Raw genomic sequence first — 19,797 nt, forward strand, 5'->3', positions numbered from 1 at the left:
TGGCGGCTGCGCCTTACCCGGCCTACATTTCGCACCCGTAGGCCCGGTAAGCGCAGCGCCACCGGGCGTAAGGAGCATAAGGTGTCTCAATTACCCCCTCCCGAATACAGCCGCAATATGCGGCTGATTGGCCATAGCGATCAGGGCGGTCGCCCGGACGGCGTGCAGCTGATGGTGCACCGCGGTTTCGCCTATATCGGCCATATGGTGTCGCAGGGCTTTTCGATAGTGGATGTGCGCGACCCGAAAAAACCAAAAGCCGCAGGATACGTGCCTGCGCCGCCGGGTACCTGGAATGTGCATCTCCAGGCGCATGACGACCTGCTGCTGGTGATCAACGCCCGGGATCTGTTTGCCGATGCGCGTTTTGCCGACGAGAAGGTCTACTACACCCGCCAGGTGGGGGAGACCGTCAGCGATGTGCAGGATAAAGGCTGGAGCGCCGGGCTTCGCGTCTTTGATATCTCCACACCGGACAGGCCACGCGAGATAGGCTTTTTATCGCTGAGCGGCATCGGCATTCACCGCATCTGGTACGTCGGTGGCCGCTGGGCGTATGTCTCAGCGCTGATAGACGGCTTTACCGACTACATCTTTCTGACCATCGATCTGGCGGACCCGCGCAAGCCTGAAGTGGCGGGACGCTGGTGGCTGCCGGGGATGAATCAGGCCGAAGGCGAACAGCCGAACTGGCCGGAAGGCAAACGCTACGCCCTGCACCATGCGATTATTGCAGGCGATACCGCGTACGGCAGCTGGCGCGACGGTGGCCTGACGCTGCTGGACGTGAAGGACCGCACCCGGCCTAAGCTCATTAGCCATCGTAACTGGAGCCCGCCGTTTGGCGGCGGGACGCACACCGCGCTTCCGCTGCCGGATCGCGACCTGCTGGTGGTGCTGGACGAGGCGGTGCTGGATAACCAGCAGGACGGCGAGAAGCTGATCTGGCTGTTTGATATCCGCGAGCCGTCGAACCCGGTGAGCATTTCTACCTTCCCGCAGCCGGATGAAACCGACTACGTGGCGAAAGGGGCGCATTTCGGCCCGCACAACCTGCACGAAAACCGGCCGGGGAGCTTTGTCAGCTCAACGCTGATCTTCGCGACGTACCAGAACGCGGGCGTGCGCGCGTATGACATTTCCAATCCGTATCGCCCGGTGGAAACGGGGGCGCTGGTGCCCGCGGCGCCGGAAAAGATGATGGATACGCGGCCCAATCGCCCGCAGGTGATCCAGTCGTGCGACGTGTTTGTGGATGCGCAGGGGATTATTTACAGCACGGATTATAACGGTGGGATGTCGGTGATTGAGTATCTGGGGTGAGTTTTTGCCGGGTGGCGGCTTCGCCTTACCGGGCCTACATTTTGCACCCGTAGGCCCGGTAAGCGCAGCGCCATCGGGCAAACGTTCTCAACTGTACTGCCGCACTCGCGCTACCAGCTCTTCCGCGCTGTCGATGCGGTCAGCAATCACAATCAGCGCCTTGCCGAGGGATATCGCGTGGCGCAGGCATTCGTGACGCATCGCTTCATCCTGAATGGTGTCGATATCCGCCACATGGGAAAGCCCGACGCTGCGGCGAATCAGCTCGGTGCCGCAGAATCCGATGGCATCGTGCCAGACCTTTTTCAGGAACGCAGAGGCATAGCCCGGCGCGCTGAGCGCGGCGTCGCGCGTTTTCTCGTTCGCCAGCGCCTGGAAGCGCTCCGCGAAGGTGTTCCACAGTTCCTGAATATCGGTCAGGCGCTGCTCGCGCGCGGCGGCGGCATCGCGAATGCCCAGATGCCCCGGCAGGCCACAGAAGTTCAGCAGCAGGTTGCCGATGGCGGTGCCAACGTCAAAGCCAATCGGGCCAAAGTAGCCGAACTCGGCGTCGATGGCCTTCAGGCTGCCGTCGGCCACAAAAATTGAGCCGCTGTGAATGTCCCCGTGCAGCAGGGCTTCGGCATGCGAAAAGAAGCGGTGCTTCAGGGAGGCCACGGCGATTTTAAGCTGGGCGTCGTCGCGCAGGGCGGCAACATCGTTCTCCAGATCGGCCGGGTAGCTGTTGCGCGCGTGGATCTGGTACGGATCGTTAAAGAACAGATCTTCGGTGATCTCGCACATCTCCGGGTTGATGAATTTTGCCACCTGCGCTTTTTTCTCGTGCGGATGCAGATAAAAATCGCTGGTGTGGAACAGGGTGTGAGCCAGATATTCACCCAGCTGCCGCGCCGCCTGCGGGTAGTAAATGTTGTTAATCAGCTCGCCGCGCCAGATGCGATGGCTGGAGAGATCTTCCATCACCATCACCGCCAGTTTCGGGTCAAAGTGGTGGATTTTCACCGTGTGCTCAGGGCTGTGCTTGTAATGCTCGACCAGGGTTTGCGCCTCCAGGCGAGCGCGATCCAGCGTCAGCGGCCAGGACTCGCCGACGCAGCGCACATAGGGCAGCGCCTGCTTAACGACGATGCGGCTCACCCCCGCGCTATCGAATATTTTAAAGACCAGGTTGAGGTTGCCGTCGCCGATTTCCTGCGCCTCCACCAGCGATGACGGATCGTCAAGTCCGCCAAACTGCCTGGCATACTCCACGGCGTCCTGAGCGGTAAAGGTACGGTATTGCGACATGGCCTGCTCCTCAGTTTTGCTAATTAAGACATGTAGACGTCTATACATCTGGATTTCATCCTGACACAATGTGCTACAACAACGCAACAGGGAATTAACGACATGCAGACATTACAGACGACCAGCCTGCGGGTGGCGAATAATCAGCTCTTTATTCTCGACCAGCAGGCGCTTCCGCAGGAGAAACGCTGGCTGGATGCCTCGACGGTGGAGGCGCTGGTTGGGCATATCCACGCTCTGCGCGTGCGTGGCGCGCCGTTGATTGGTCTCTCTGCAAGCCTGCTGCTGGCGCTGTTAGCGGAAAGCGGTAAAGGCCGCGACGAGCTGGCGGCGGCGCTGGAGACCCTGCGTGCCTCCCGCCCGACGGCGGTGAACCTGATGAACAATCTCGACCGCATGAAGATTGCGCTTTGGCAGGAAGCGTTCGTTCCGGCGCTGGTGGCTGAAGCGCTGCGCCTGATTAATGAAGACAAACGGCTTTGCGACGCGATTGCGAAAGCGGGTAGCGCGCTGGTGAAGCCCGGCAGCCGCCTGCTGACCCACTGCAATACCGGCGGGCTGGCAACGGCGGGCGTCGGTACGGCGCTGGGGGTGATTGCCCGCGCGCATCAGGCAGGCAACGTCAGCAACGTCTGGGTGGATGAAACCCGTCCGCTGTTGCAGGGCGGCAGGCTGACCGCATGGGAGCTGGGCGAGCTGGGCGTGCCTTATCAGCTGATTACTGACTCCATGGCCGCCAGCCTGATGGCAAAAGGGCAGGTGGATGCCGTGTGGGTGGGGGCAGACCGAATTGCCGCCAACGGCGACGTGGCGAACAAAATCGGCACCTATTCCCTGGCGGTGCTGGCGAAGTTCCACGGTATTCCGTTCTACGTCGCCGCCCCGCAAACGACCCTCGACCGGGACTGCCCGAACGGTGACGCGATCCCCATTGAGCAGCGCGCGGCCAGCGAAGTGACGGGCGTGGCGGGAAGCTTTGGCGCGGTGCAGTGGGCACCGCAAGAGGCGCAGGTCTATAATCCGGCGTTTGACGTTACCCCCGCCTCGCTGATTAGCGGCTGGGTGCTGGATACGGGCGTGGTCACCCCTGAAGAGGTAGCGAAAGGGAAATTCGCCTGAGTGGGACTATCCTTGTAAGGGGTTCCCTTTAGAGGACGTTATCGTGACGCTCGATCCTGAAACAGATTTAAAACTGGAACGCGTGGTGGACGCACCGCGCGACCTGCTGTGGCTCTGCTGGACCACACCGGAGCACATCAAAAACTTCTTCATTCCTGCTCCCCATAAGGTGACTGAATGCGACCTCGATCTGCGTGTGGGTGGGCGGTTCAATACCGTGTTTGAGGTGGACGGGCAGCGGATGGATAACCGGGGCGTATTTCTTGAAATCGATCCGGGGAACAAGCTGGTCTTTACCGATGGCTATACTGAGGGCTGGAAGCCGGCTGAAAAGCCGTTTATGACAGCGATCCTGCTGCTGGAAGATGTGGGGGAGGGCAAGACCCGCTACACGGCGATTGCGCGTCACCCAACGAAGGAAATCCGCGAGCAGCATGAACAGATGGGCTTCCACGAAGGGTGGGACGTGGTGTTGGATCAGCTGGTGGGGTATGTGAAAGGGCTGAAACGGTAGTGCCCTTAGACCCCCTCTCCCTTGAGGGAGAGGGCTGGGGTGAGGGGGGAGAATTCATTGATTATGTTGAAGACAGATTTCTCTTTTTGGTATTCCTCATCTGACGAAATACTCGCTCTCCCTTTTCATCAAAGTATCTTTCCGGCCATATCACATCGGGTGGAATGTCTGGCGCCTGAGCGATAAGCAGTTCACCTTTAGGCCATGGTCGGGTAAGCGCATTTGCCAGTGTGGATGAGGAAAGGCCAGCCTTTCTGGACAACGCAGCCAGGCTTGTTCCATGTTTCTTTAGTGCAGCGATAATGTCGGCCGGGTGCCAGTTCTGATGTTGCATTGTGTCCTCCTTACATGTGTTCGTTACGTGCTCAATTATCCTATTTTGGGATAAGAAGGCAGCGGGAGGATATTCGATTTCAGGATATTTGTATGGAATCGGAACAATGGCTTCAGTTTACTCGGATGAATACCAGCGTGTTATCAATGCGTTGAAGAAAGCGCGTAAAGAGAAGGGGATGACTCAGGCGCAGCTTGCGGAGGCACTGGGAAAACCACAATCGTTTATTGCTAAAGTGGAAAACGGTGAGCGTAGGTTGGACGTGGTGGAGTTTGTGCATCTGGCGAGGCTGGTTGGCGCAGATGTGCAGAGGATTATCGCCAGTATTTAATTAATGCCTGAGTATGGAACTGACCCCCTGAGCCGTATGTTCCCCTCACCCTAACCCTCTCCCCAGAGGGGCGAGGGGATAGCACGGTGCTCGCATTACTTTGCGGGGTAGGGAGAAAAGATCAGGCCAGGCGTGGATACGCATCCGCGATTGCATCGCCCGTAAACTGGGCAACCCAGCCTTCCGGATTGTCGAAAATACGAATGGCGGTAAAGTTCGGCTCTGAACCCATGTCAAACCAGTGCGGCGTGCCTGCGGGTACGGAAATCAGGTCGTTTTTCTCGCACAGCACCTGATACACCTCATCGCCGATGTGCAGGCAGAATAGTCCCGCCCCTTCCACGAAAAAGCGCACTTCGTCTTCGCCGTGGATGTGCTCGTTGAGAAACTTCGCGCGCAGCGCCTCTTTCTGCGGATTGTCGGCGCGAAGGCTAATCACGTCCCAGCTCTGATAACCTTTCTCTGCCACCAGCTTGTCGATTGCATGCTGATACGCCTCAATCACGGCTTCAGGCGCGGGATCCTGCCCTAAATCACGGTCTGCCGCCCAGCGTTCAAACCGCACGCCTTTGGCGTTGAGCTGTCGGGCGATCTCGACGGCGTCGGTGCTGTGCCACAGGTGCTTACTGGCGTCTTTATCGGAATAAATGGTCAATGCGCTCATGAAGGGATCTGCTCCGGGTTAATCTCGTCAAACTGGTGGATCTGATGGTGATGGCTTACGCCGTCATCTTCTTCACCGCGTATCAGTTGCAGGGTGCGAAAACCCGCCTGTTCAGCCGCGTCCAGCTCCTGATGAATATCCGACAGGAACAGGATCTGCGACGGGGCGATGCCCGTTTGCGCCGCAATATTTTGATAAGACTGCACCTCACGCTTGGCCCCGATGCGGGTATCAAAATAGCCGCTGAACAGATGAGTAATATCACCTTCGTCGCTGTAGCCAAATAACAGTTTCTGCGCGGCGACGGAGCCAGAGGAATAAACATAGAGATCAATCCCTTGTGCCTTCCATTTTTCCAGCGCGGGCAGTACATCAGGGTAGAGATGGCCGGTAAAGTCACCGTTGACGTAACCGTCCTGCCAGATGATGCCTTGCAGGGCTTTGAGCGCCGTCGATTTGCGGTCTTCATCCATAAAGGTAAACAGCACGTTGATGAGATCGCTGACGCTGGCATGCGGAGTGCTGATTTCATCGCGCAGGTTGTCCAGAATCGATTTGACCGGCTCGGCGTACTGCTGCGCGGTCACAAAGGCCGCCAGCCGCTCACGCGCGTAAGGGAACAAAACATCATGGACAAAACGGATATCGCTGGTGGTCCCTTCAATATCCGTCACAATCGCGCGAATCATACTCTCTCCCATTGTCGTAAACGCATTTCGCATTCAAATAAGAATTCTAAACCTTCCAGATGACGGCGGGCTTCGGCCACGTCGCGTCCCCAGCAGGTTAAGCCATGACCGCGCAGAAGAAAACCATAATTAAGCGGGCGTTCCTGCGCGTAATGGGCGATGCGAGAGGCGAGGGCGTCGATGTCCTGGTCATTATCAAACACCGGGATGGCCACCGTATCCCGATGCGTGGTCTGCCCGGTAAGGGATTTTTGCATCTCGAAGCCGGAGATCTTCAGCTCGGTCTCGTTGACCAGCCGCGACAGCACCGTGGCATTGACGGTGTGAACGTGCAGGACGGCGTTAGCCTCCGGGAACAGGCGATAGATGAGGGTATGCAGCCCGGTCTCTGCCGACGGTTTACGGCCAGAAGGCGCACGGTTGGTGGCGATTTCAACCTGTAGAAAATCGGCGGTGGTCAGGCTGCCTTTGTCTTTTCCGGATTCGCTCAGCCAGCACAGATGTTCATCCTGACGCACGGACATATTGCCGCCGGTAGCGGGCGCCCAGCCTTTAGCGCCAATCCAGCGGCAGGCCTCGGCCAGGTGTGTGAGTTGCAGGTTGTCTGTCATTTCCTTTTACCCTCTCGGTCAGGAATATTTATATCATTTAGACGTCTAAGCGTCTTGATTGCCAAAGACTAACATCGTGTTATAGTGTCAGCAACATAAGTATTACAGGCAGGCACACTACAATGAGCAATAACCCGTTGATCCCGCAGAGTAAACTTCCGAATCTCGGCACGACGATTTTTACGCAGATGAGCGCCCTGGCGCAGCAGCACAACGCCATTAACCTCTCACAAGGTTTCCCGGATTTTGACGGGCCGAAATATTTGCAGGAGCGTCTGGCGTACCACGTTGCGCAGGGAGCCAACCAGTATGCGCCGATGACCGGCGTGCAGGCGTTGCGTGAAGCCATTGCGGATAAAACGGCGGAGTTATACGGCCATAAGCCTGACGCGAACAGCGATATCACGGTAACCGCAGGGGCCACCGAAGCGCTGTATGCGGCGATAACCGCCCTGGTGCGTACGGGCGATGAGGTGATTTGCTTTGACCCGAGCTACGATAGCTACGCCCCGGCGATTGAACTGGCCGGTGGCGTGGTGAAACGCGTGGCGCTCCAGCCGCCGCATTTTCGTCCGGACTGGCAGGCGTTTGCCGCGCTGCTGAGCGATAAAACCCGGCTGGTGATCCTGAATACGCCACACAACCCATCGGCGACGGTGTGGCAGAAAAGCGATTTTGCCGCCCTGTGGCAGGCCATCGCCGAACGTGAAATCTATGTTCTGAGCGACGAGGTGTATGAGCACATCTGCTTTGCCGAAGAGGGTCATGCCAGCGTGCTGGCGCATCCGCAGCTTCGCGAGCGCGCAATCGCGGTATCATCATTTGGGAAAACCTACCATATGACCGGCTGGAAGGTAGGGTACTGCGTGGCGCCCGCCGCCATCAGCGCTGAGCTGCGTAAAGTGCACCAGTATTTGACGTTTGCCGTAAACACACCCGCCCAGCTGGCGCTGGCGGATATGCTGCGCGCTGAACCTGAACATTACCGGGACCTGCCAGCTTTTTACCGTGCGCGGCGGGATCGGTTTGTGACTGCCTTGAGCGAGAGTCGGCTGGAGATCCTGCCATGCGAAGGCACCTACTTCCTGCTGGCGGACTACAGCGCGATTTCCGATCTGGATGATGTCAGTTTTTGCCAGTGGCTGACGAAAGAGGTGGGCGTGGCGGCCATTCCGCTGTCGGTGTTCTGCGCCGATCCCTTCCCGCATAAACTGATTCGTCTTTGCTTTGCGAAGCAGGAGTCGACGCTGCTGGCAGCGGCTGCGCGCTTAAATTCGCTCTGACTATTTAACCGTCCAGGCTTCTGAAAAACGACGGTCCGCGAAGAGTTCCAGCAGACCGTTGATTTGCTTCAGTCGCAGCACTTCATCGCTGTCCATACCCAACTCCAGGCCAATTTTCTGCTCACTCCAGCCCATAAGCACCAGTTCTCGCACGATTTCTGACATGGCATTGATCTGGTGGCGTCCACGCGCGCGGTTGTGACGAATGGTTGCAGCCATGCGATCGAACTTTTCCTGGCGTGCTTTACGCAGGCAGGTAACAGGGAGGTAACCTTTAAGTTGACGCTTCAGAATAGCCCGATGACTGCCAAGCTCATGGCGATGGAATCCATCGACAATTTCATAGCTCTCAGGCGCATTTTCCGTCACAACGATAGGTTGTGTGAATCCATCCAGCTCCAGTGATTTGCTGAGCAACCGCTTCTCCGCCGGAGCGACATTATTTGGGTTGTAGTCATTGGCGGTGATGTCAGTCTGTTTTATCCACAATACGCAGTCGACGGGTTGATTATGAAAAGGGCTGATTTCGTGTATTGCCTGACGAAAGGCATTAATAGCGCCGATTTTCTCTTCTTCAGAAAGGGCCTGCAGGTACGTCTGCATTTCTCTGATTATTTGCTGTTGCATAAAATCCCCCATTCCTTGCGTTTGGTTTTCACTCTTTCGCTGTAGCGTTGATAGTGTTTAGGTTTGTTTGGACTAAATGAGAGTGCCCGGCACCAGTAGTCATTGTTGAGCAAAACCTTGCAAATGCGTCGCCAGGAAGGGATATCTTTTGCGCCAATGTCACCCTCCTGCGTATCGGGAATATCGTCCAGGCCTCGCTTTTGATACCAGTGGAGATAAATTGCGATTTTATTTCGGTAATGTTCCGCCGTATTTTGCGGCATGCTGTCGAGTAGCAGCATGGCGTATTCGCGCCAGCCGAGATGGTCAGGTTTCAGGATCTTCCGGTGGCCATAAAAATGGTTATCGTGCCCGGCATAAATACCTCCACTTCGCACGCCGCAGGCGCGTTCACACATAGCCGCCCAGCGTTCGGGTTCAATGACATGATAGAGCCATAAGCCCTGACGCTGTTCCGGACCAAACGGTTCGCAGATGCGCATATAACGCGGCGGCACCCCCGCCTTGTACATCAGGTCGTATAACGGGTTATAGCAACATTTTGATTTCGCGAACCACGTCCAGATGTCGGCGGTTTTCCAGTCGTACAGTGGGTAGATATACCAGGCGTGCCCACCCGGGGCGACGGTCGTCCAGGGTTTATCATCAGAAAAGCGCTGCTTACGCGCCGACGCGATAGCCAGAAAGCGGTTGTAAGATTCATCGGCGCGGATCCCCACCATGACTGCGGCAGGACGTCTTTGCGCATACCATTCGGCAAACTCGCGCACGAAGGCTTCAAACGTCATTCCCTGCTGATAAAAATCGAAATAGTGATAATCGGTAATGGCATCTTCTGGTGGCTGGCGAACCCAGTTTGTCCCGGGTTCCCAGCACTGCCATTCAGGTTGAAACTGTGACAGGGCGTTCTGGGTCGTGAGCGGAAGCGCTACCCACCAGAACTGGTGGATAACATCCCGATAGAGCGTTTTCATAGCGTCAACATGCTGAATGGTCGACGAGAATTGCGCTTCCCAGTCCAGAAAGATGACGTCTATTTTTCGCTTTAATTGCCGTGCTTTCTGGGCAACAAGATGCAGCATCACGGTAGAATCTTTTCCACCGGAAAAGGAAACGCATACCCTGGGGAAATTGTTAAGCGTCCAGTGTATGCGTTCCGCAGAAGCGTCTAAAACATTTTCCTGTAAAGGGATTTTATAGTTCGACATGATTAATCGCGTCCTGCGTGTTAAATGTCTTGGGAAAATCAAAACGATATTATGGAATTATTTATCCTTAATTTCACGGAGTCATTTTTTTTCGGTTCGCTTTAATTATATTCACCATGCAAATGTATTTTACGCAGACGGCGGAGAAACGCAGAGCTTATGCATTTTTTCAATGAATGTTGAAAAAACAGAGCTATTCAGTGATGAACGGCCGTAGAGCATATAGATCTTTAATTCAGGCAGCGCAAACGGTGGCTCAAGCCTTTTTAATTTCAAAGATTCTTTAAATGTTTCATAGATCGACACGGGGATATAGCCTAACAAATCAGATGAACTGACCATAGAGATGAGAGAGCTAAGGGAGTCGGTGCGAAAAGCAATATTTCTTTCCGGAAAAGCGTCATTGGCCCGACTCTGGAACTCTTTTACACCCGGATGAGCACTCTGGTAAAAAGTGAATTTCTCCTGGTATAGCGCGTCCACTGTAGCTGTGTCAGCGAGCCTTGGGTGGTCTGCTCTACAGATTAAGGCTATCGGCACCGTAGTGAAGTGGGTGCAGACCACAGAGCGATTGTGGATAGGTGCGATAGAGAAGATGAGATCGGCTTTACGATAGGCCAACAAATCTTCCGCTGATTCGGAGGAAATAAGCATATCTCTTTGTTCTATCTCATAATTCTCCTCAGATATTAAAAGCTTCAACGGTTCCAGCATCGAACCAGGAGACACCATTTGAGTGCAATAGATAACGAACTTTTTCTTGATGTCCGAGTGATGCATCATGTTGATCGTCTGCTCAAGCTGATTGAGATTTTTTTCCAGATGATGATGCAAGTTGGTACCTACCGTGGTGGGCGTAATTCCCTTCCCTGAACGGATAAACAGGGGGTCATCAAGCTGACCGCGCAGGCGTTGCAGCGACTGGCTGACGGCGGATGGTGTGATATAAAGCGTCTCGGCAGCCCTACTGATACTGAGATGTTGGTAAATGCATTCGAAGATAACTAACAGATTGAGATCGAATTTTTTTAGGTCGTAGAGGTTTGCCATGTTTCGTCCTGAGTGAGTTGAGTTTGCTGTCGTTATCACACCATGGAGTACGACAGAGTGTAGTTACCCTTTACAATCCGTGTGAATAACTCGCTTAATTTAAAATTTAAGTGATCTTAATATATCACGGCTTTGGATTATTGAAACATATCTTCAAGAGTTATTAAGATAATTTTATCTTTAAAGTGTGATTGAATTATTTGAATGACAAATGGCGTTTATATATAGCGTGAAACCCATAATGAAATTAAATTTATAATGTTTCAATGACCTGTTCGAATCTGCCTATCACAGCCATAGGCAGGACTATCCCTCTTATGCATTGCTCATTGCGCGCAGGGGTGCTGTAATCAAACCGCTGTTACGGCCTTGATACAAGGTATGTAGAGCGCAACGCAACGCCAGCTTCGGCTGGCACTGAATGTACCTGCGGGGAATTCAGGTATCAGGGCCGCCCGTTGAGGCGGCCTTTTTACTTTCAGGCTTTCCTGTAAAAGGTTCACCTTGCTGTCTTGTTGCTGTTGTAAGGTTTGGCTGATTGATTTGATAAAGCATACGCATTAGCCCCGATGAACAAAGTTGGTTACCTTACACCTCAACGAAAACACGGAGGAAGTACAGATGTCCTTGATTAACACCAAAATTAAACCTTTCAAAAACCAGGCGTTCAAAAACGGTGAGTTCATCGAAGTTACTGAGAAAGATACCGAAGGCCGCTGGAGCGTGTTCTTCTTCTATCCGGCTGACTTCACCTTCGTTTGCCCGACCGAACTGGGCGACGTTGCAGACCACTACGAAGAACTGCAAAAGCTGGGCGTAGACGTTTACTCTGTTTCTACCGATACCCACTTCACCCACAAAGCGTGGCACAGCAGCTCTGAAACTATCGCGAAAATCAAATACGCGATGATCGGCGACCCGACTGGCGCCCTGACCCGTAACTTCGACAACATGCGTGAAGATGAAGGCCTGGCTGACCGTGCGACCTTCGTTGTTGACCCGCAGGGCATTATCCAGGCTATCGAAGTTACCGCTGAAGGTATCGGCCGTGATGCATCTGACCTGCTGCGCAAAGTTAAGGCGGCTCAGTACGTTGCTTCTCACCCAGGCGAAGTGTGCCCGGCGAAATGGAAAGAAGGCGAAGCGACGCTGGCGCCATCTCTGGACCTGGTCGGCAAGATCTAAGTCTGTAAAGCCTGGCGGCGCTACGCTTGCACAGGCCTACAGTATCGTAGGCCGGGTAAACGAAGTGCCACCCGGCAATCAATGGGCGCACCCGCGCCCATTTCATTCCAGCACCATGATGCAAGTTGCATTCAGGCAGCCCGTATAAGGCGGCTTGCATGATGACGTTTTAAGAGAGGGAAGAATAATGCTCGACACTAACATGAAAACCCAGCTCAAGGCCTACCTTGAGAAACTGACCAAACCTGTTGAGCTGATTGCCACGCTGGACGACAGCGCGAAATCGGCAGAAATCAAAGCGCTGCTGACAGAGATTGCTGAGCTGTCGCCGAAAGTGACCTTCAAAGAAGACAACACGCTGGCAGTCCGTAAGCCTTCTTTCCTGATCGCCAACCCAGGGTCTGACCAGGGGCCGCGTTTCGCGGGTTCTCCGCTGGGGCACGAATTTACGTCCCTGGTGCTGGCGCTGCTGTGGACCGGTGGTCATCCGTCAAAAGAAGCGCAGGCGCTGCTGGAGCAGATCCGCGATATCGACGGTGATTTTGAGTTTGAAACCTATTACTCGCTCTCCTGCCACAACTGCCCGGACGTGGTGCAGGCGCTGAACCTGATGTCAGTGCTCAACCCACGCATTAAGCACACGGCGATTGACGGCGGTACGTTCCAGAACGAAATCACCGAGCGCAACGTGATGGGCGTTCCGGCGGTTTACCTGAATGGTCAGGAGTTCGGCCAGGGGCGTATGACGCTGACCGAAATCGTCGCCAAAGTGGATACCGGCGCAGAAAAACGTGCGGCGGAAGAGTTGAACCAACGTGATGCGTACGACGTGCTGATTGTTGGCTCCGGCCCGGCGGGCGCGGCGGCAGCGGTTTACTCCGCACGTAAAGGGATCCGTACCGGTCTGATGGGCGAGCGTTTCGGTGGTCAGGTTCTGGATACCGTAGACATTGAAAACTACATTTCCGTGCCGAAAACCGAAGGCCAGAAGCTGGCCGGGGCGTTGAAAGCGCACGTCAGCGACTACGACGTGGATGTCATTGACAGCCAGAGCGCCAGCAAACTGGTTCCGGCAGCGGTCGAGGGTGGTTTGCACCAGATTGAAACGGCGTCCGGCGCGGTGCTGAAGGCGCGCAGCGTGATCATTGCCACTGGCGCGAAATGGCGCAACATGAACGTGCCGGGCGAAGATCAGTATCGCACCAAAGGCGTGACCTATTGCCCGCACTGTGACGGCCCACTGTTCAAAGGTAAACGCGTAGCGGTGATCGGCGGCGGTAACTCCGGTGTGGAAGCGGCTATCGATCTGGCGGGAATTGTTGAACACGTTACCCTGCTGGAGTTCGCCCCTGAGATGAAAGCGGACCAGGTGTTGCAGGATAAAGTGCGTAGCCTGAATAACGTCGACATTGTGCTCAATGCCCAGACGACAGAAGTGAAAGGCGACGGCAGCAAAGTGACCGGTCTGGAATACCGTGACCGCGTGAGTGGCGATATTCACAGCGTACCGCTGGCGGGGATCTTCGTTCAGATTGGCCTGCTGCCAAACACCACCTGGCTGGAAGGCGCAATTGAGCGCAACCGCATGGGCGAGATCATCATCGATGCGAAATGCGAAACCAGCGTGAAGGGCGTATTTGCGGCGGGCGACTGCACCACCGTGCCGTACAAGCAGATCATCATCGCTACCGGTGAAGGTGCGAAAGCGTCGCTGAGCTCGTTTGATTACCTGATCCGCACCAAAACTGCATAATAAAAGAAAGCAAGACGACACCTGCAATACAAGAGGCCACCTAAAGGTGGCCTCTTTTTTTATCTGACGACCATCACCGGAATGTGGGTGTGGCGGATCACGCTGGAGGCGTTCGACCCCAGCAGGTGCGTGGTAATAGACGGGTTGCGCGAACCAATCACCACCACGTCTGCGTTCAGCTCCGCGGACAGTTCATTAACGGCGTCACGCACGCTACCGAACCGGACGTGGGTTTTTATGCGGGAAGGATCGATGCTGAAGTGCCCGACCATGGTTTGCAGGCGCGTCTCGGCTTCATGCTGTAAATGCTCTTCAAAACGACGCACATCAGCAGCGAAACGATGCAGGCTCAGGCTGGCAGAGCCCGGTAAAACATGCAGAAGATGAATAACTCCGTCCTGCTGCGCGAGAAATTCCGCGTGACGTACAGCCTTATCACTCAGTTCCATTTCGAAAACATCAACCGGCATAATGATTGTTTGATACATACCCGTTTCTCCTTGTTTATAAACGCTGCAATCATTCAACCACAAAATATAAATGGTTTCTGTAATCCCGACAGCACTTTTATCTCGCCAGGATAAATCTCAAAACAGCCGGATTCCGGGGCAGATCCCGAGAGGTAGCTACCCTTTTATAAGCTTACCCACACCCTTTCGGAGGTTGCATGAAAGCTCTCACCTATCACGGTCCACATCATGTTCGGGTCGATAATGTCCCCGATCCGGGCATCGAACAGCCTGACGATATCATCCTGCGCGTAACAGCCACGGCGATCTGTGGTTCCGATTTGCATCTTTATCGCGGAAAAATTCCCAAGGTCCAGCACGGCGATATCTTTGGTCATGAATTTATGGGCGAGGTGGTGGAGTGCGGGAGCGAAGTGAAGAACGTGCAGAAAGGTGACCGGGTGGTGATCCCGTTTGTGATTGCCTGCGGTGACTGTTTCTTTTGCCAGATGCAACAGTACGCGGCCTGCGAAAACACGAACCGCGGGCAGGGCGCGGCGCTGAACAAAAAGCAAATTCCCGCCCCTGCCGCGCTGTTTGGCTACAGCCATCTTTATGGCGGCGTGCCGGGCGGACAGGCGGAGTATGTGCGCGTGCCGAAAGGCAACGTAGGGCCGTTTAAAGTGCCTCAGCTGCTGTCAGACGACAAAGCGCTTTTCCTGTCAGATATTCTGCCTACCGCCTGGCAGGCGGCGAAAAATGCGCAGATCCAGAAAGGCTCCAGCGTCGCCGTATTCGGGGCCGGGCCGGTGGGGTTACTGACCATTGCCTGCGCGCGGCTTCTCGGCGCAGAGCAGATTTTTGTGGTTGACCATCATCCCTATCGACTGCGGTTTGCCCAGGAGCGCTACGGCGCGATCCCGATTAACTTTGATGATGATAACGACGCGGCGGAGAAAATCATTGAGCAAACGGCCGGGCAGCGCGGGGTGGATGCGGTGATTGATGCCGTCGGGTTTGAGGCCAAAGGCAGCACGACGGAAACGATCCTCAGTAACCTGAAAATTGAAGGCAGCAGCGGCAAAGCCCTGCGCCAGTGCATTGCTGCGGTGCGACGCGGCGGCGTGGTCAGCGTGCCGGGCGTGTACGCCGGTTTCATCCATGGCTTCCTGTTTGGCGATGCCTTCGATAAAGGGCTGAGCTTTAAGATGGGGCAGACGCACGTCCACGCCTGGCTGGGAGAGCTGCTGCCGCTTATCGAAAAAGGGTTGCTTACACCGGAAGATATTGTGACCCACTATCTTCCGCTGGCTGATGCGGAGCGCGCCTATAAGATCTTCGAAAAACGGGAGGAGGAGTGCCGCAAGGTGATCCTGGTGCCTGGCGCAGACACCCCGGAGGCAGCGCAGCAGAAAGTGAAGGGACTGGTGAATGCCTTCCCCGGCGGCGTTGTGTGAGGTTTCGTCCCCACGGCACTACGACAGAGTAAACATGGATTAAGCGGTTTTTGTCCGATATAACACAATCGGGTGAATTTGCGGAAAGAGGATGCAGGTGCATCCTCTGTGCAAAGCGGGGTCGCTTGTTCAGAAGGGATTAACGCAGGTAATCGCCAGCGGCTTCGGGCTGGTAGAGCAGCTCAAGCACTTCCAGATGGGCTGAGGCGCCGCCCGGGAGTTCCCAGTGGATAGTATCGCCCGTGCGCAGTCCAAGCAGCGCCGCGCCCACGGGTGCCAGCACCGAAAGCTGCATGCTGCTGTCGGTCATCTGTGCCGGATAGACCAGCGTACGGGTGAGTTCCTCCCCGGTGGTCAGGTTGCGGAACTTCACCTGGCTGTTCATGGTGACCACATCATGCGGCATGGTCTCAGGCGTACACATCTGCGCCCGATCTAGCTCTTCGTTCAGCGCATCGGCTACCGGCAGCGAGGCGAATTCTGGTTTCTCCAACAGTCGGTCAATACGTTCTGCGTCGAGTTCATTGATGATAATCGTAGGTCTGGACATTTTTACTCCATGTCGTTAATGCTGCGTGTAACGCAGAAACCAATCCAAAAGAAAACCCTCGCCGTCTGGCAGCGAGGGTTTAACTTATCTGATGATACTGTCTGAAACCCTAAGTTTGAAGTGATGAAGGTCACATTCGTGCGCCATATGAATTTTTGGCGATAAACCCGGCATCCCGATTCACGCTGAACTGAAATTTCGTTACGCTGGTAAAACTTAAACCGGGCAATGCGCGTTGCAGCCCCAGCGTAGAGAGAGCGATATGTACTTTTACCAACCGTCTCAGGGGCACGGTCTGCCGCACGACCCGCTGAACGCCATTATCGGTCCACGTCCGATTGGCTGGATTTCATCCTGTGATAAGGCCGGTCAACTGAACCTTGCCCCGTACAGCTTCTTTAACTGCTTTAACTATCGCCCACCGATCATTGGTTTTTCCAGCAACGGCTGGAAGGATAGCGTGCGGAATATTACCGAAACGGAAGAGTTTGTCTGGAACCTCGCAACGCGCGATCTGGCTGAGGCGATGAATGAAACCTCCGCCACACTCCCTCATGGCGAGGATGAATTTACCTTTGCCGGCCTGACGCCCGAAGCCAGCCAGCTTGTGAGCTCGCCGCGCGTGGCGGAAAGCCCGGTGAATTTCGAGTGTCGATTGTCACAGTGCATTCAGTTGACCTGCGCGGATGGGACCCCGATTGATACCTGGCTGGTGCTCGGCGAAGTGGTGGGCGTCCATATCGCCGAGAGTTTGCTGGAAGAGGGGATTTACCAGACCGCGAAAGCGCAGCCCATTCTGCGTGCGGGTGGACCGTCCGCCTACTACGGCATCAGCGACAGCCATCGCTTCGATCTGGTACGCCCGGATGCGCGCAGGAACAATCAGTAACCAGCTTTATCGATAACAAACTGTTTGCCGCAGTTGCCCGGATGCGGCTGTGGCGCAAAGGTGCTGGCTGAGAGCGAGTTGTTAATGGTGCTGGATTTTAGCGAGATCTGCATCTCGGTCAGATAAGCCTGATTGCCATGGCAGGTAAGCTTGAACGCTTTTACGTTCTGTTTCCCCCAGCTTTTGGCCACGGCTGCATCAAAATCGCTACGGCGGACGGTCTTGCCATAGTTTTCCGCCAGAAATTCCCCAACCGCACTATTTTTCACTTCCTGGTTCATGCGCACCATGGTGCCGAAGTAAGCGTCGGGATCAAAACCAAAGCAGACGCCGTGTTTCGCGTATTCATAACGTTCAAGGCAGGAGTTGCCGCCCGCGCCGGGCATCACGCTGTTCAGCTTCGCCGCGCCCGTTAGCGATAGTCCGGTCTCTGCGGCGTCACATTTGCGGCTGGCTTTTGCTTCCGGCATATTCGGAACCGGACGAGTGGCACAGCCGAAGCGCATCCAGCGGCGTTCATCCACTCCGCGAGCGGCAATAGATTTCGGCAGCGCTGGCCATAAGCCGTGGACGGTCAGAAAATCGGTTTTGTTGCTGCTCTCTTTTTGCAGGCGACACTCTTCCGGTTCGTCACGGTTGCGTTCGACCATACTCTGGCAAAATCCCGTTTGCCAGGAAAGAGCCAGAACGTAGCGATCGAAATCGCCATACTGGGTTGGCTTAAGCGGATCTGCCTGAATTGAGAAGACACAGAGTGCAAGCGCTACTGCGCCAGACGGGATAACGATATCCTTCCTGAACATTTGCTTTCCTGATTGGTTGGGCGCGATTAATTTCTGGAGGTTATTAAAGCACAAAAAGCGCCCGCAGGCGCTTTTTGGAAAGCAGGAATTTCGCTTAGGCAGCGCCGGGAACCAGCACTTCGGTGGCGATAATAACGATAATCAGGCCAACCAGCACCGGCACTGACGTGCGTTTTACCACTTCAAACGGAGAGATTTTTGCCATCCCTGCAACCGCAACCACCACGCCCGATACCGGAGAAATGGTACGACCCAGGTTGGAGGCCTGGAGCATCGGAATGGACAGGTAAGCCGGGTTGATGCCGGAGGAGTGTGCCAGCTTAGGGATCATCTCAACAAACGCATAGAACGGCGCGTTACCGGAGCCGGTAGTCATCGCCGCCAGCATGGTCAGTACCACCAGCACCAGCATCAGGATAATGCTGGCCGAGCCGAACGAGGTGGCGATAGAGATCAGGCTCTGGATAAAGCCGATTGTGCTCAGCCCCTGAGCAAACACCCCTGCGGCAACCAGCAGCATCACCACGCCCGCGAAGGCATCCGCCATGCCGCGGAAGGCGACTTCAAGACCCGTGAACACCTTCTGGGTATTAAAACCACGAACAAATTCCAGGATGGCCGCCAGCAGCATACAGATCACCAGGATAGTGATGATGTGCAGCTGAGGGCCCCATTTGCCGTCAAAAATAAGCACGCCAATAATCGGCGTGAAGGGCAGGATGGAATAAAACGCCGGGGCGGTAGTGGTGATTTCACTGACGTCCATCATCTCATGGCTGACGTTCTCTTTCTTATCGAGGTAGCGTTGCCAGAAGAAATGCGCCACGCCCATGCCGAGAATAGCGGTGATGGAGATTGGCAGTGTGGTTTTGAAGGCGAAGTCAATCAGCGACATTTCCGCGGCTTTCGCGGCCAGCACCACGTCACCGGAAGTAGGGGAGAGAATAATCGCCGCCGGAGAGGCGCAAATAGCCGCCGCTGCGCCACGGCTGATCCCGACGTTAACCATTACCGGGAATAACGTCGCCATTAACAGCACGCCAAGGCCTGTTGCTGAGGAAACGGCTAATGACATCAGACAGGCCAGGAAATAAGCCGCGACCATCAGCAGATAGGGGGAGTTAATATATTGCAGCGGCTTAGAAGCCAGCTTCACCACCATATCATTCGCACCGATATGGGTCATATAGGCAGCAAATCCGCAGAGCATCATGATCATCATGCCCAGGTCGCCGCCGCGGCTCATCAGCAGAATTTTTATATATTCCACAATATCGGTAGCGGTATATCCGGTGCTGGCTTCGCTGGCGGGTAAAACCTGATGACCCATTAGCGCGCTAATGATCAGCAGCGTCAGGCCGCCGACAAATAGCACACCGGTGGCTGAGTAACCTTTAATGATGTAGCGTGCTACACCGACAATGACCACGACTCCAATGAGGAGTTCGAGAAAAGTAAGCATGATTTCCCCTGTATCCTTGCTGCCCGAGAGACAAATAATCAATAAAAAAGAAGCTTGAAATGTGCCGAATAAATGGCCAGTCCTTGCTGATTAAAATCAAGAAAGAGACTACTAAAGGCAATGATGACGATATTTTTGCTAACCCTGCGTCATTTATATTAAGACGTTATTGACCTGATGAATAGATATTATATGTCATTAAATTGATG

The 19,797-nt window shown here is 54.9% G+C and carries 21 protein-coding genes; 9 read left to right on the forward strand and 12 right to left on the reverse strand.

From position 1 onward, the window contains the following. Positions 1–81: 81 nt before the first annotated feature. Positions 82–1,323, forward strand: coding sequence for an LVIVD repeat-containing protein (locus L3069_RS05835; RefSeq protein WP_022647399.1), 1,242 nt, complete (start codon positions 82–84; stop codon positions 1,321–1,323). Between the two features lie 87 nt (positions 1,324–1,410). On the opposite strand, the gene mtnK is transcribed toward L3069_RS05835, so the two are convergent. Next, positions 1,411–2,610, reverse strand: a complete 1,200-nt coding sequence (gene mtnK, locus L3069_RS05840; protein ID WP_032624685.1) for an S-methyl-5-thioribose kinase — start codon at positions 2,608–2,610, stop codon at positions 1,411–1,413. A 102-nt stretch (positions 2,611–2,712) separates the two neighbouring features. On the opposite strand from mtnK, the gene mtnA reads away from it, so the two are divergent. Continuing rightward, positions 2,713–3,729 (forward strand): S-methyl-5-thioribose-1-phosphate isomerase, encoded by a 1,017-nt coding sequence (gene mtnA / locus L3069_RS05845; RefSeq protein WP_038415650.1) that lies wholly within the window; start codon positions 2,713–2,715, stop codon positions 3,727–3,729. Between the two features lie 43 nt (positions 3,730–3,772). Next, complete coding sequence (locus tag L3069_RS05850; RefSeq protein ID WP_032624683.1) at positions 3,773–4,243, forward strand: SRPBCC family protein; 471 nt, start codon at positions 3,773–3,775, stop codon at positions 4,241–4,243. Between the two features lie 61 nt (positions 4,244–4,304). On the opposite strand, the gene L3069_RS05855 is transcribed toward L3069_RS05850, so the two are convergent. Further along, positions 4,305–4,577 carry a helix-turn-helix transcriptional regulator gene (locus L3069_RS05855; RefSeq protein WP_032624682.1) on the reverse strand — a complete coding sequence of 91 codons (273 nt, stop codon included), beginning with the start codon at positions 4,575–4,577 and terminating at the stop codon, positions 4,305–4,307. A gap of 106 nt (positions 4,578–4,683) precedes the next feature. Between L3069_RS05855 and L3069_RS05860 the strand changes: the two genes are divergently transcribed. Then, positions 4,684–4,908, forward strand: a complete 225-nt coding sequence (locus L3069_RS05860) for a helix-turn-helix transcriptional regulator (RefSeq protein ID WP_023299573.1) — start codon at positions 4,684–4,686, stop codon at positions 4,906–4,908. Positions 4,909–5,029: 121 nt separating this feature from the next. Here the strand turns inward: L3069_RS05860 and L3069_RS05865 are convergent, their stop codons facing one another. From L3069_RS05865 to L3069_RS05875, 3 genes are read right to left on the reverse strand one after another with little or no spacing between them, the layout of a single operon-like run. Next, positions 5,030–5,572, reverse strand: coding sequence for an acireductone dioxygenase (locus L3069_RS05865; RefSeq protein ID WP_032624681.1), 543 nt, complete (start codon positions 5,570–5,572; stop codon positions 5,030–5,032). Beyond that, positions 5,569–6,261 (reverse strand): acireductone synthase, encoded by a 693-nt coding sequence (gene mtnC / locus L3069_RS05870; protein ID WP_038415652.1) that lies wholly within the window; start codon positions 6,259–6,261, stop codon positions 5,569–5,571. The genes L3069_RS05865 and mtnC overlap by 4 nt, the downstream gene beginning before the upstream one ends. Beyond that, positions 6,258–6,872: a methylthioribulose 1-phosphate dehydratase gene (locus L3069_RS05875; RefSeq protein WP_038415654.1), complete on the reverse strand. Its 615-nt coding sequence runs from the start codon at positions 6,870–6,872 to the stop codon at positions 6,258–6,260. The genes mtnC and L3069_RS05875 overlap by 4 nt, the downstream gene beginning before the upstream one ends. 122 nt (positions 6,873–6,994) lie before the next feature. Here L3069_RS05875 and L3069_RS05880 point away from each other — a divergent pair, with 122 nt between their 5' ends. Beyond that, entirely contained in the window at positions 6,995–8,155 is a 1,161-nt protein-coding gene (locus L3069_RS05880) for a pyridoxal phosphate-dependent aminotransferase (RefSeq protein WP_032676370.1), read from the forward strand. On the opposite strand, the gene L3069_RS05885 is transcribed toward L3069_RS05880, so the two are convergent. The 3 genes from L3069_RS05885 to L3069_RS05895 form a co-directional block, all read right to left on the reverse strand. Then, the gene (locus tag L3069_RS05885) at positions 8,156–8,782 is read right to left on the reverse strand and encodes a ParB/RepB/Spo0J family partition protein (RefSeq protein WP_038415657.1); all 627 of its coding nucleotides are present in this window, start codon (positions 8,780–8,782) and stop codon (positions 8,156–8,158) included. It lies immediately after the preceding gene. Next, positions 8,767–9,990: a phosphoadenosine phosphosulfate reductase gene (locus L3069_RS05890; protein ID WP_038415659.1), complete on the reverse strand. Its 1,224-nt coding sequence runs from the start codon at positions 9,988–9,990 to the stop codon at positions 8,767–8,769. Before L3069_RS05890 ends, L3069_RS05885 begins: the two co-directional genes overlap by 16 nt. 129 nt (positions 9,991–10,119) lie before the next feature. Continuing rightward, positions 10,120–11,040 carry a LysR family transcriptional regulator gene (locus tag L3069_RS05895; protein ID WP_022647411.1) on the reverse strand — a complete coding sequence of 307 codons (921 nt, stop codon included), beginning with the start codon at positions 11,038–11,040 and terminating at the stop codon, positions 10,120–10,122. Positions 11,041–11,661: 621 nt separating this feature from the next. On the opposite strand from L3069_RS05895, the gene ahpC reads away from it, so the two are divergent. Both ahpC and ahpF read left to right on the forward strand, forming a co-directional pair. Then, a complete protein-coding gene (ahpC, locus tag L3069_RS05900; RefSeq protein ID WP_014882974.1) occupies positions 11,662–12,225 on the forward strand; it encodes an alkyl hydroperoxide reductase subunit C in 564 nt (187 codons plus the stop codon). Between the two features lie 187 nt (positions 12,226–12,412). Continuing rightward, entirely contained in the window at positions 12,413–13,978 is a 1,566-nt protein-coding gene (ahpF, locus tag L3069_RS05905) for an alkyl hydroperoxide reductase subunit F (RefSeq protein ID WP_022647412.1), read from the forward strand. 59 nt (positions 13,979–14,037) lie between these two features. Here the strand turns inward: ahpF and uspG are convergent, their stop codons facing one another. Continuing rightward, the gene (gene uspG / locus L3069_RS05910) at positions 14,038–14,466 is read right to left on the reverse strand and encodes a universal stress protein UspG (RefSeq protein ID WP_038415664.1); all 429 of its coding nucleotides are present in this window, start codon (positions 14,464–14,466) and stop codon (positions 14,038–14,040) included. Positions 14,467–14,645: 179 nt separating this feature from the next. On the opposite strand from uspG, the gene L3069_RS05915 reads away from it, so the two are divergent. Further along, on the forward strand, positions 14,646–15,884 hold the full coding sequence (locus tag L3069_RS05915; RefSeq protein ID WP_015571156.1) for a zinc-dependent alcohol dehydrogenase: 1,239 nt from the start codon (positions 14,646–14,648) through the stop codon (positions 15,882–15,884). Positions 15,885–16,023: 139 nt separating this feature from the next. Here L3069_RS05915 and rnk read toward each other — a convergent pair whose 3' ends face one another. Beyond that, entirely contained in the window at positions 16,024–16,434 is a 411-nt protein-coding gene (rnk, locus tag L3069_RS05920) for a nucleoside diphosphate kinase regulator (protein ID WP_022647414.1), read from the reverse strand. 262 nt (positions 16,435–16,696) lie between these two features. Here rnk and L3069_RS05925 point away from each other — a divergent pair, with 262 nt between their 5' ends. Then, a complete protein-coding gene (locus tag L3069_RS05925; protein WP_038415666.1) occupies positions 16,697–17,323 on the forward strand; it encodes a flavin reductase family protein in 627 nt (208 codons plus the stop codon). On the opposite strand, the gene rna is transcribed toward L3069_RS05925, so the two are convergent. After that, the gene (gene rna / locus L3069_RS05930) at positions 17,317–18,126 is read right to left on the reverse strand and encodes a ribonuclease I (RefSeq protein ID WP_100167666.1); all 810 of its coding nucleotides are present in this window, start codon (positions 18,124–18,126) and stop codon (positions 17,317–17,319) included. The genes L3069_RS05925 and rna overlap by 7 nt on opposite strands. A gap of 94 nt (positions 18,127–18,220) precedes the next feature. Further along, on the reverse strand, positions 18,221–19,588 hold the full coding sequence (dcuC, locus tag L3069_RS05935) for an anaerobic C4-dicarboxylate transporter DcuC (RefSeq protein WP_017382481.1): 1,368 nt from the start codon (positions 19,586–19,588) through the stop codon (positions 18,221–18,223). Positions 19,589–19,797: the final 209 nt, after the last annotated feature.

This window comes from Enterobacter cloacae complex sp. ECL411 (assembly GCF_021869665.1).
GTDB lineage: Bacteria > Pseudomonadota > Gammaproteobacteria > Enterobacterales > Enterobacteriaceae > Enterobacter > Enterobacter intestinihominis.

Excerpts from the sequence above, each read along its gene's own strand:
- mtnK (WP_032624685.1), bottom strand. The coding sequence starts at position 2,610 with ATGTCGCAATACCGTACCTTTACCGCTCAGGACGCCGTGGAGTATGCC.
- mtnA (WP_038415650.1), top strand. The coding sequence starts at position 2,713 with ATGCAGACATTACAGACGACCAGCCTGCGGGTGGCGAATAATCAGCTC.
- L3069_RS05855 (WP_032624682.1), bottom strand. The coding sequence starts at position 4,577 with ATGCAACATCAGAACTGGCACCCGGCCGACATTATCGCTGCACTAAAG.
- L3069_RS05860 (WP_023299573.1), top strand. The coding sequence starts at position 4,684 with ATGGCTTCAGTTTACTCGGATGAATACCAGCGTGTTATCAATGCGTTG.
- L3069_RS05865 (WP_032624681.1), bottom strand. The coding sequence starts at position 5,572 with ATGAGCGCATTGACCATTTATTCCGATAAAGACGCCAGTAAGCACCTG.
- mtnC (WP_038415652.1), bottom strand. The coding sequence starts at position 6,261 with ATGATTCGCGCGATTGTGACGGATATTGAAGGGACCACCAGCGATATC.
- L3069_RS05875 (WP_038415654.1), bottom strand. The coding sequence starts at position 6,872 with ATGACAGACAACCTGCAACTCACACACCTGGCCGAGGCCTGCCGCTGG.
- L3069_RS05880 (WP_032676370.1), top strand. The coding sequence starts at position 6,995 with ATGAGCAATAACCCGTTGATCCCGCAGAGTAAACTTCCGAATCTCGGC.
- L3069_RS05885 (WP_038415657.1), bottom strand. The coding sequence starts at position 8,782 with ATGCAACAGCAAATAATCAGAGAAATGCAGACGTACCTGCAGGCCCTT.
- L3069_RS05890 (WP_038415659.1), bottom strand. The coding sequence starts at position 9,990 with ATGTCGAACTATAAAATCCCTTTACAGGAAAATGTTTTAGACGCTTCT.
- L3069_RS05895 (WP_022647411.1), bottom strand. The coding sequence starts at position 11,040 with ATGGCAAACCTCTACGACCTAAAAAAATTCGATCTCAATCTGTTAGTT.
- ahpC (WP_014882974.1), top strand. The coding sequence starts at position 11,662 with ATGTCCTTGATTAACACCAAAATTAAACCTTTCAAAAACCAGGCGTTC.
- ahpF (WP_022647412.1), top strand. The coding sequence starts at position 12,413 with ATGCTCGACACTAACATGAAAACCCAGCTCAAGGCCTACCTTGAGAAA.
- uspG (WP_038415664.1), bottom strand. The coding sequence starts at position 14,466 with ATGTATCAAACAATCATTATGCCGGTTGATGTTTTCGAAATGGAACTG.
- L3069_RS05915 (WP_015571156.1), top strand. The coding sequence starts at position 14,646 with ATGAAAGCTCTCACCTATCACGGTCCACATCATGTTCGGGTCGATAAT.
- rnk (WP_022647414.1), bottom strand. The coding sequence starts at position 16,434 with ATGTCCAGACCTACGATTATCATCAATGAACTCGACGCAGAACGTATT.
- L3069_RS05925 (WP_038415666.1), top strand. The coding sequence starts at position 16,697 with ATGTACTTTTACCAACCGTCTCAGGGGCACGGTCTGCCGCACGACCCG.
- rna (WP_100167666.1), bottom strand. The coding sequence starts at position 18,126 with ATGTTCAGGAAGGATATCGTTATCCCGTCTGGCGCAGTAGCGCTTGCA.
- dcuC (WP_017382481.1), bottom strand. The coding sequence starts at position 19,588 with ATGCTTACTTTTCTCGAACTCCTCATTGGAGTCGTGGTCATTGTCGGT.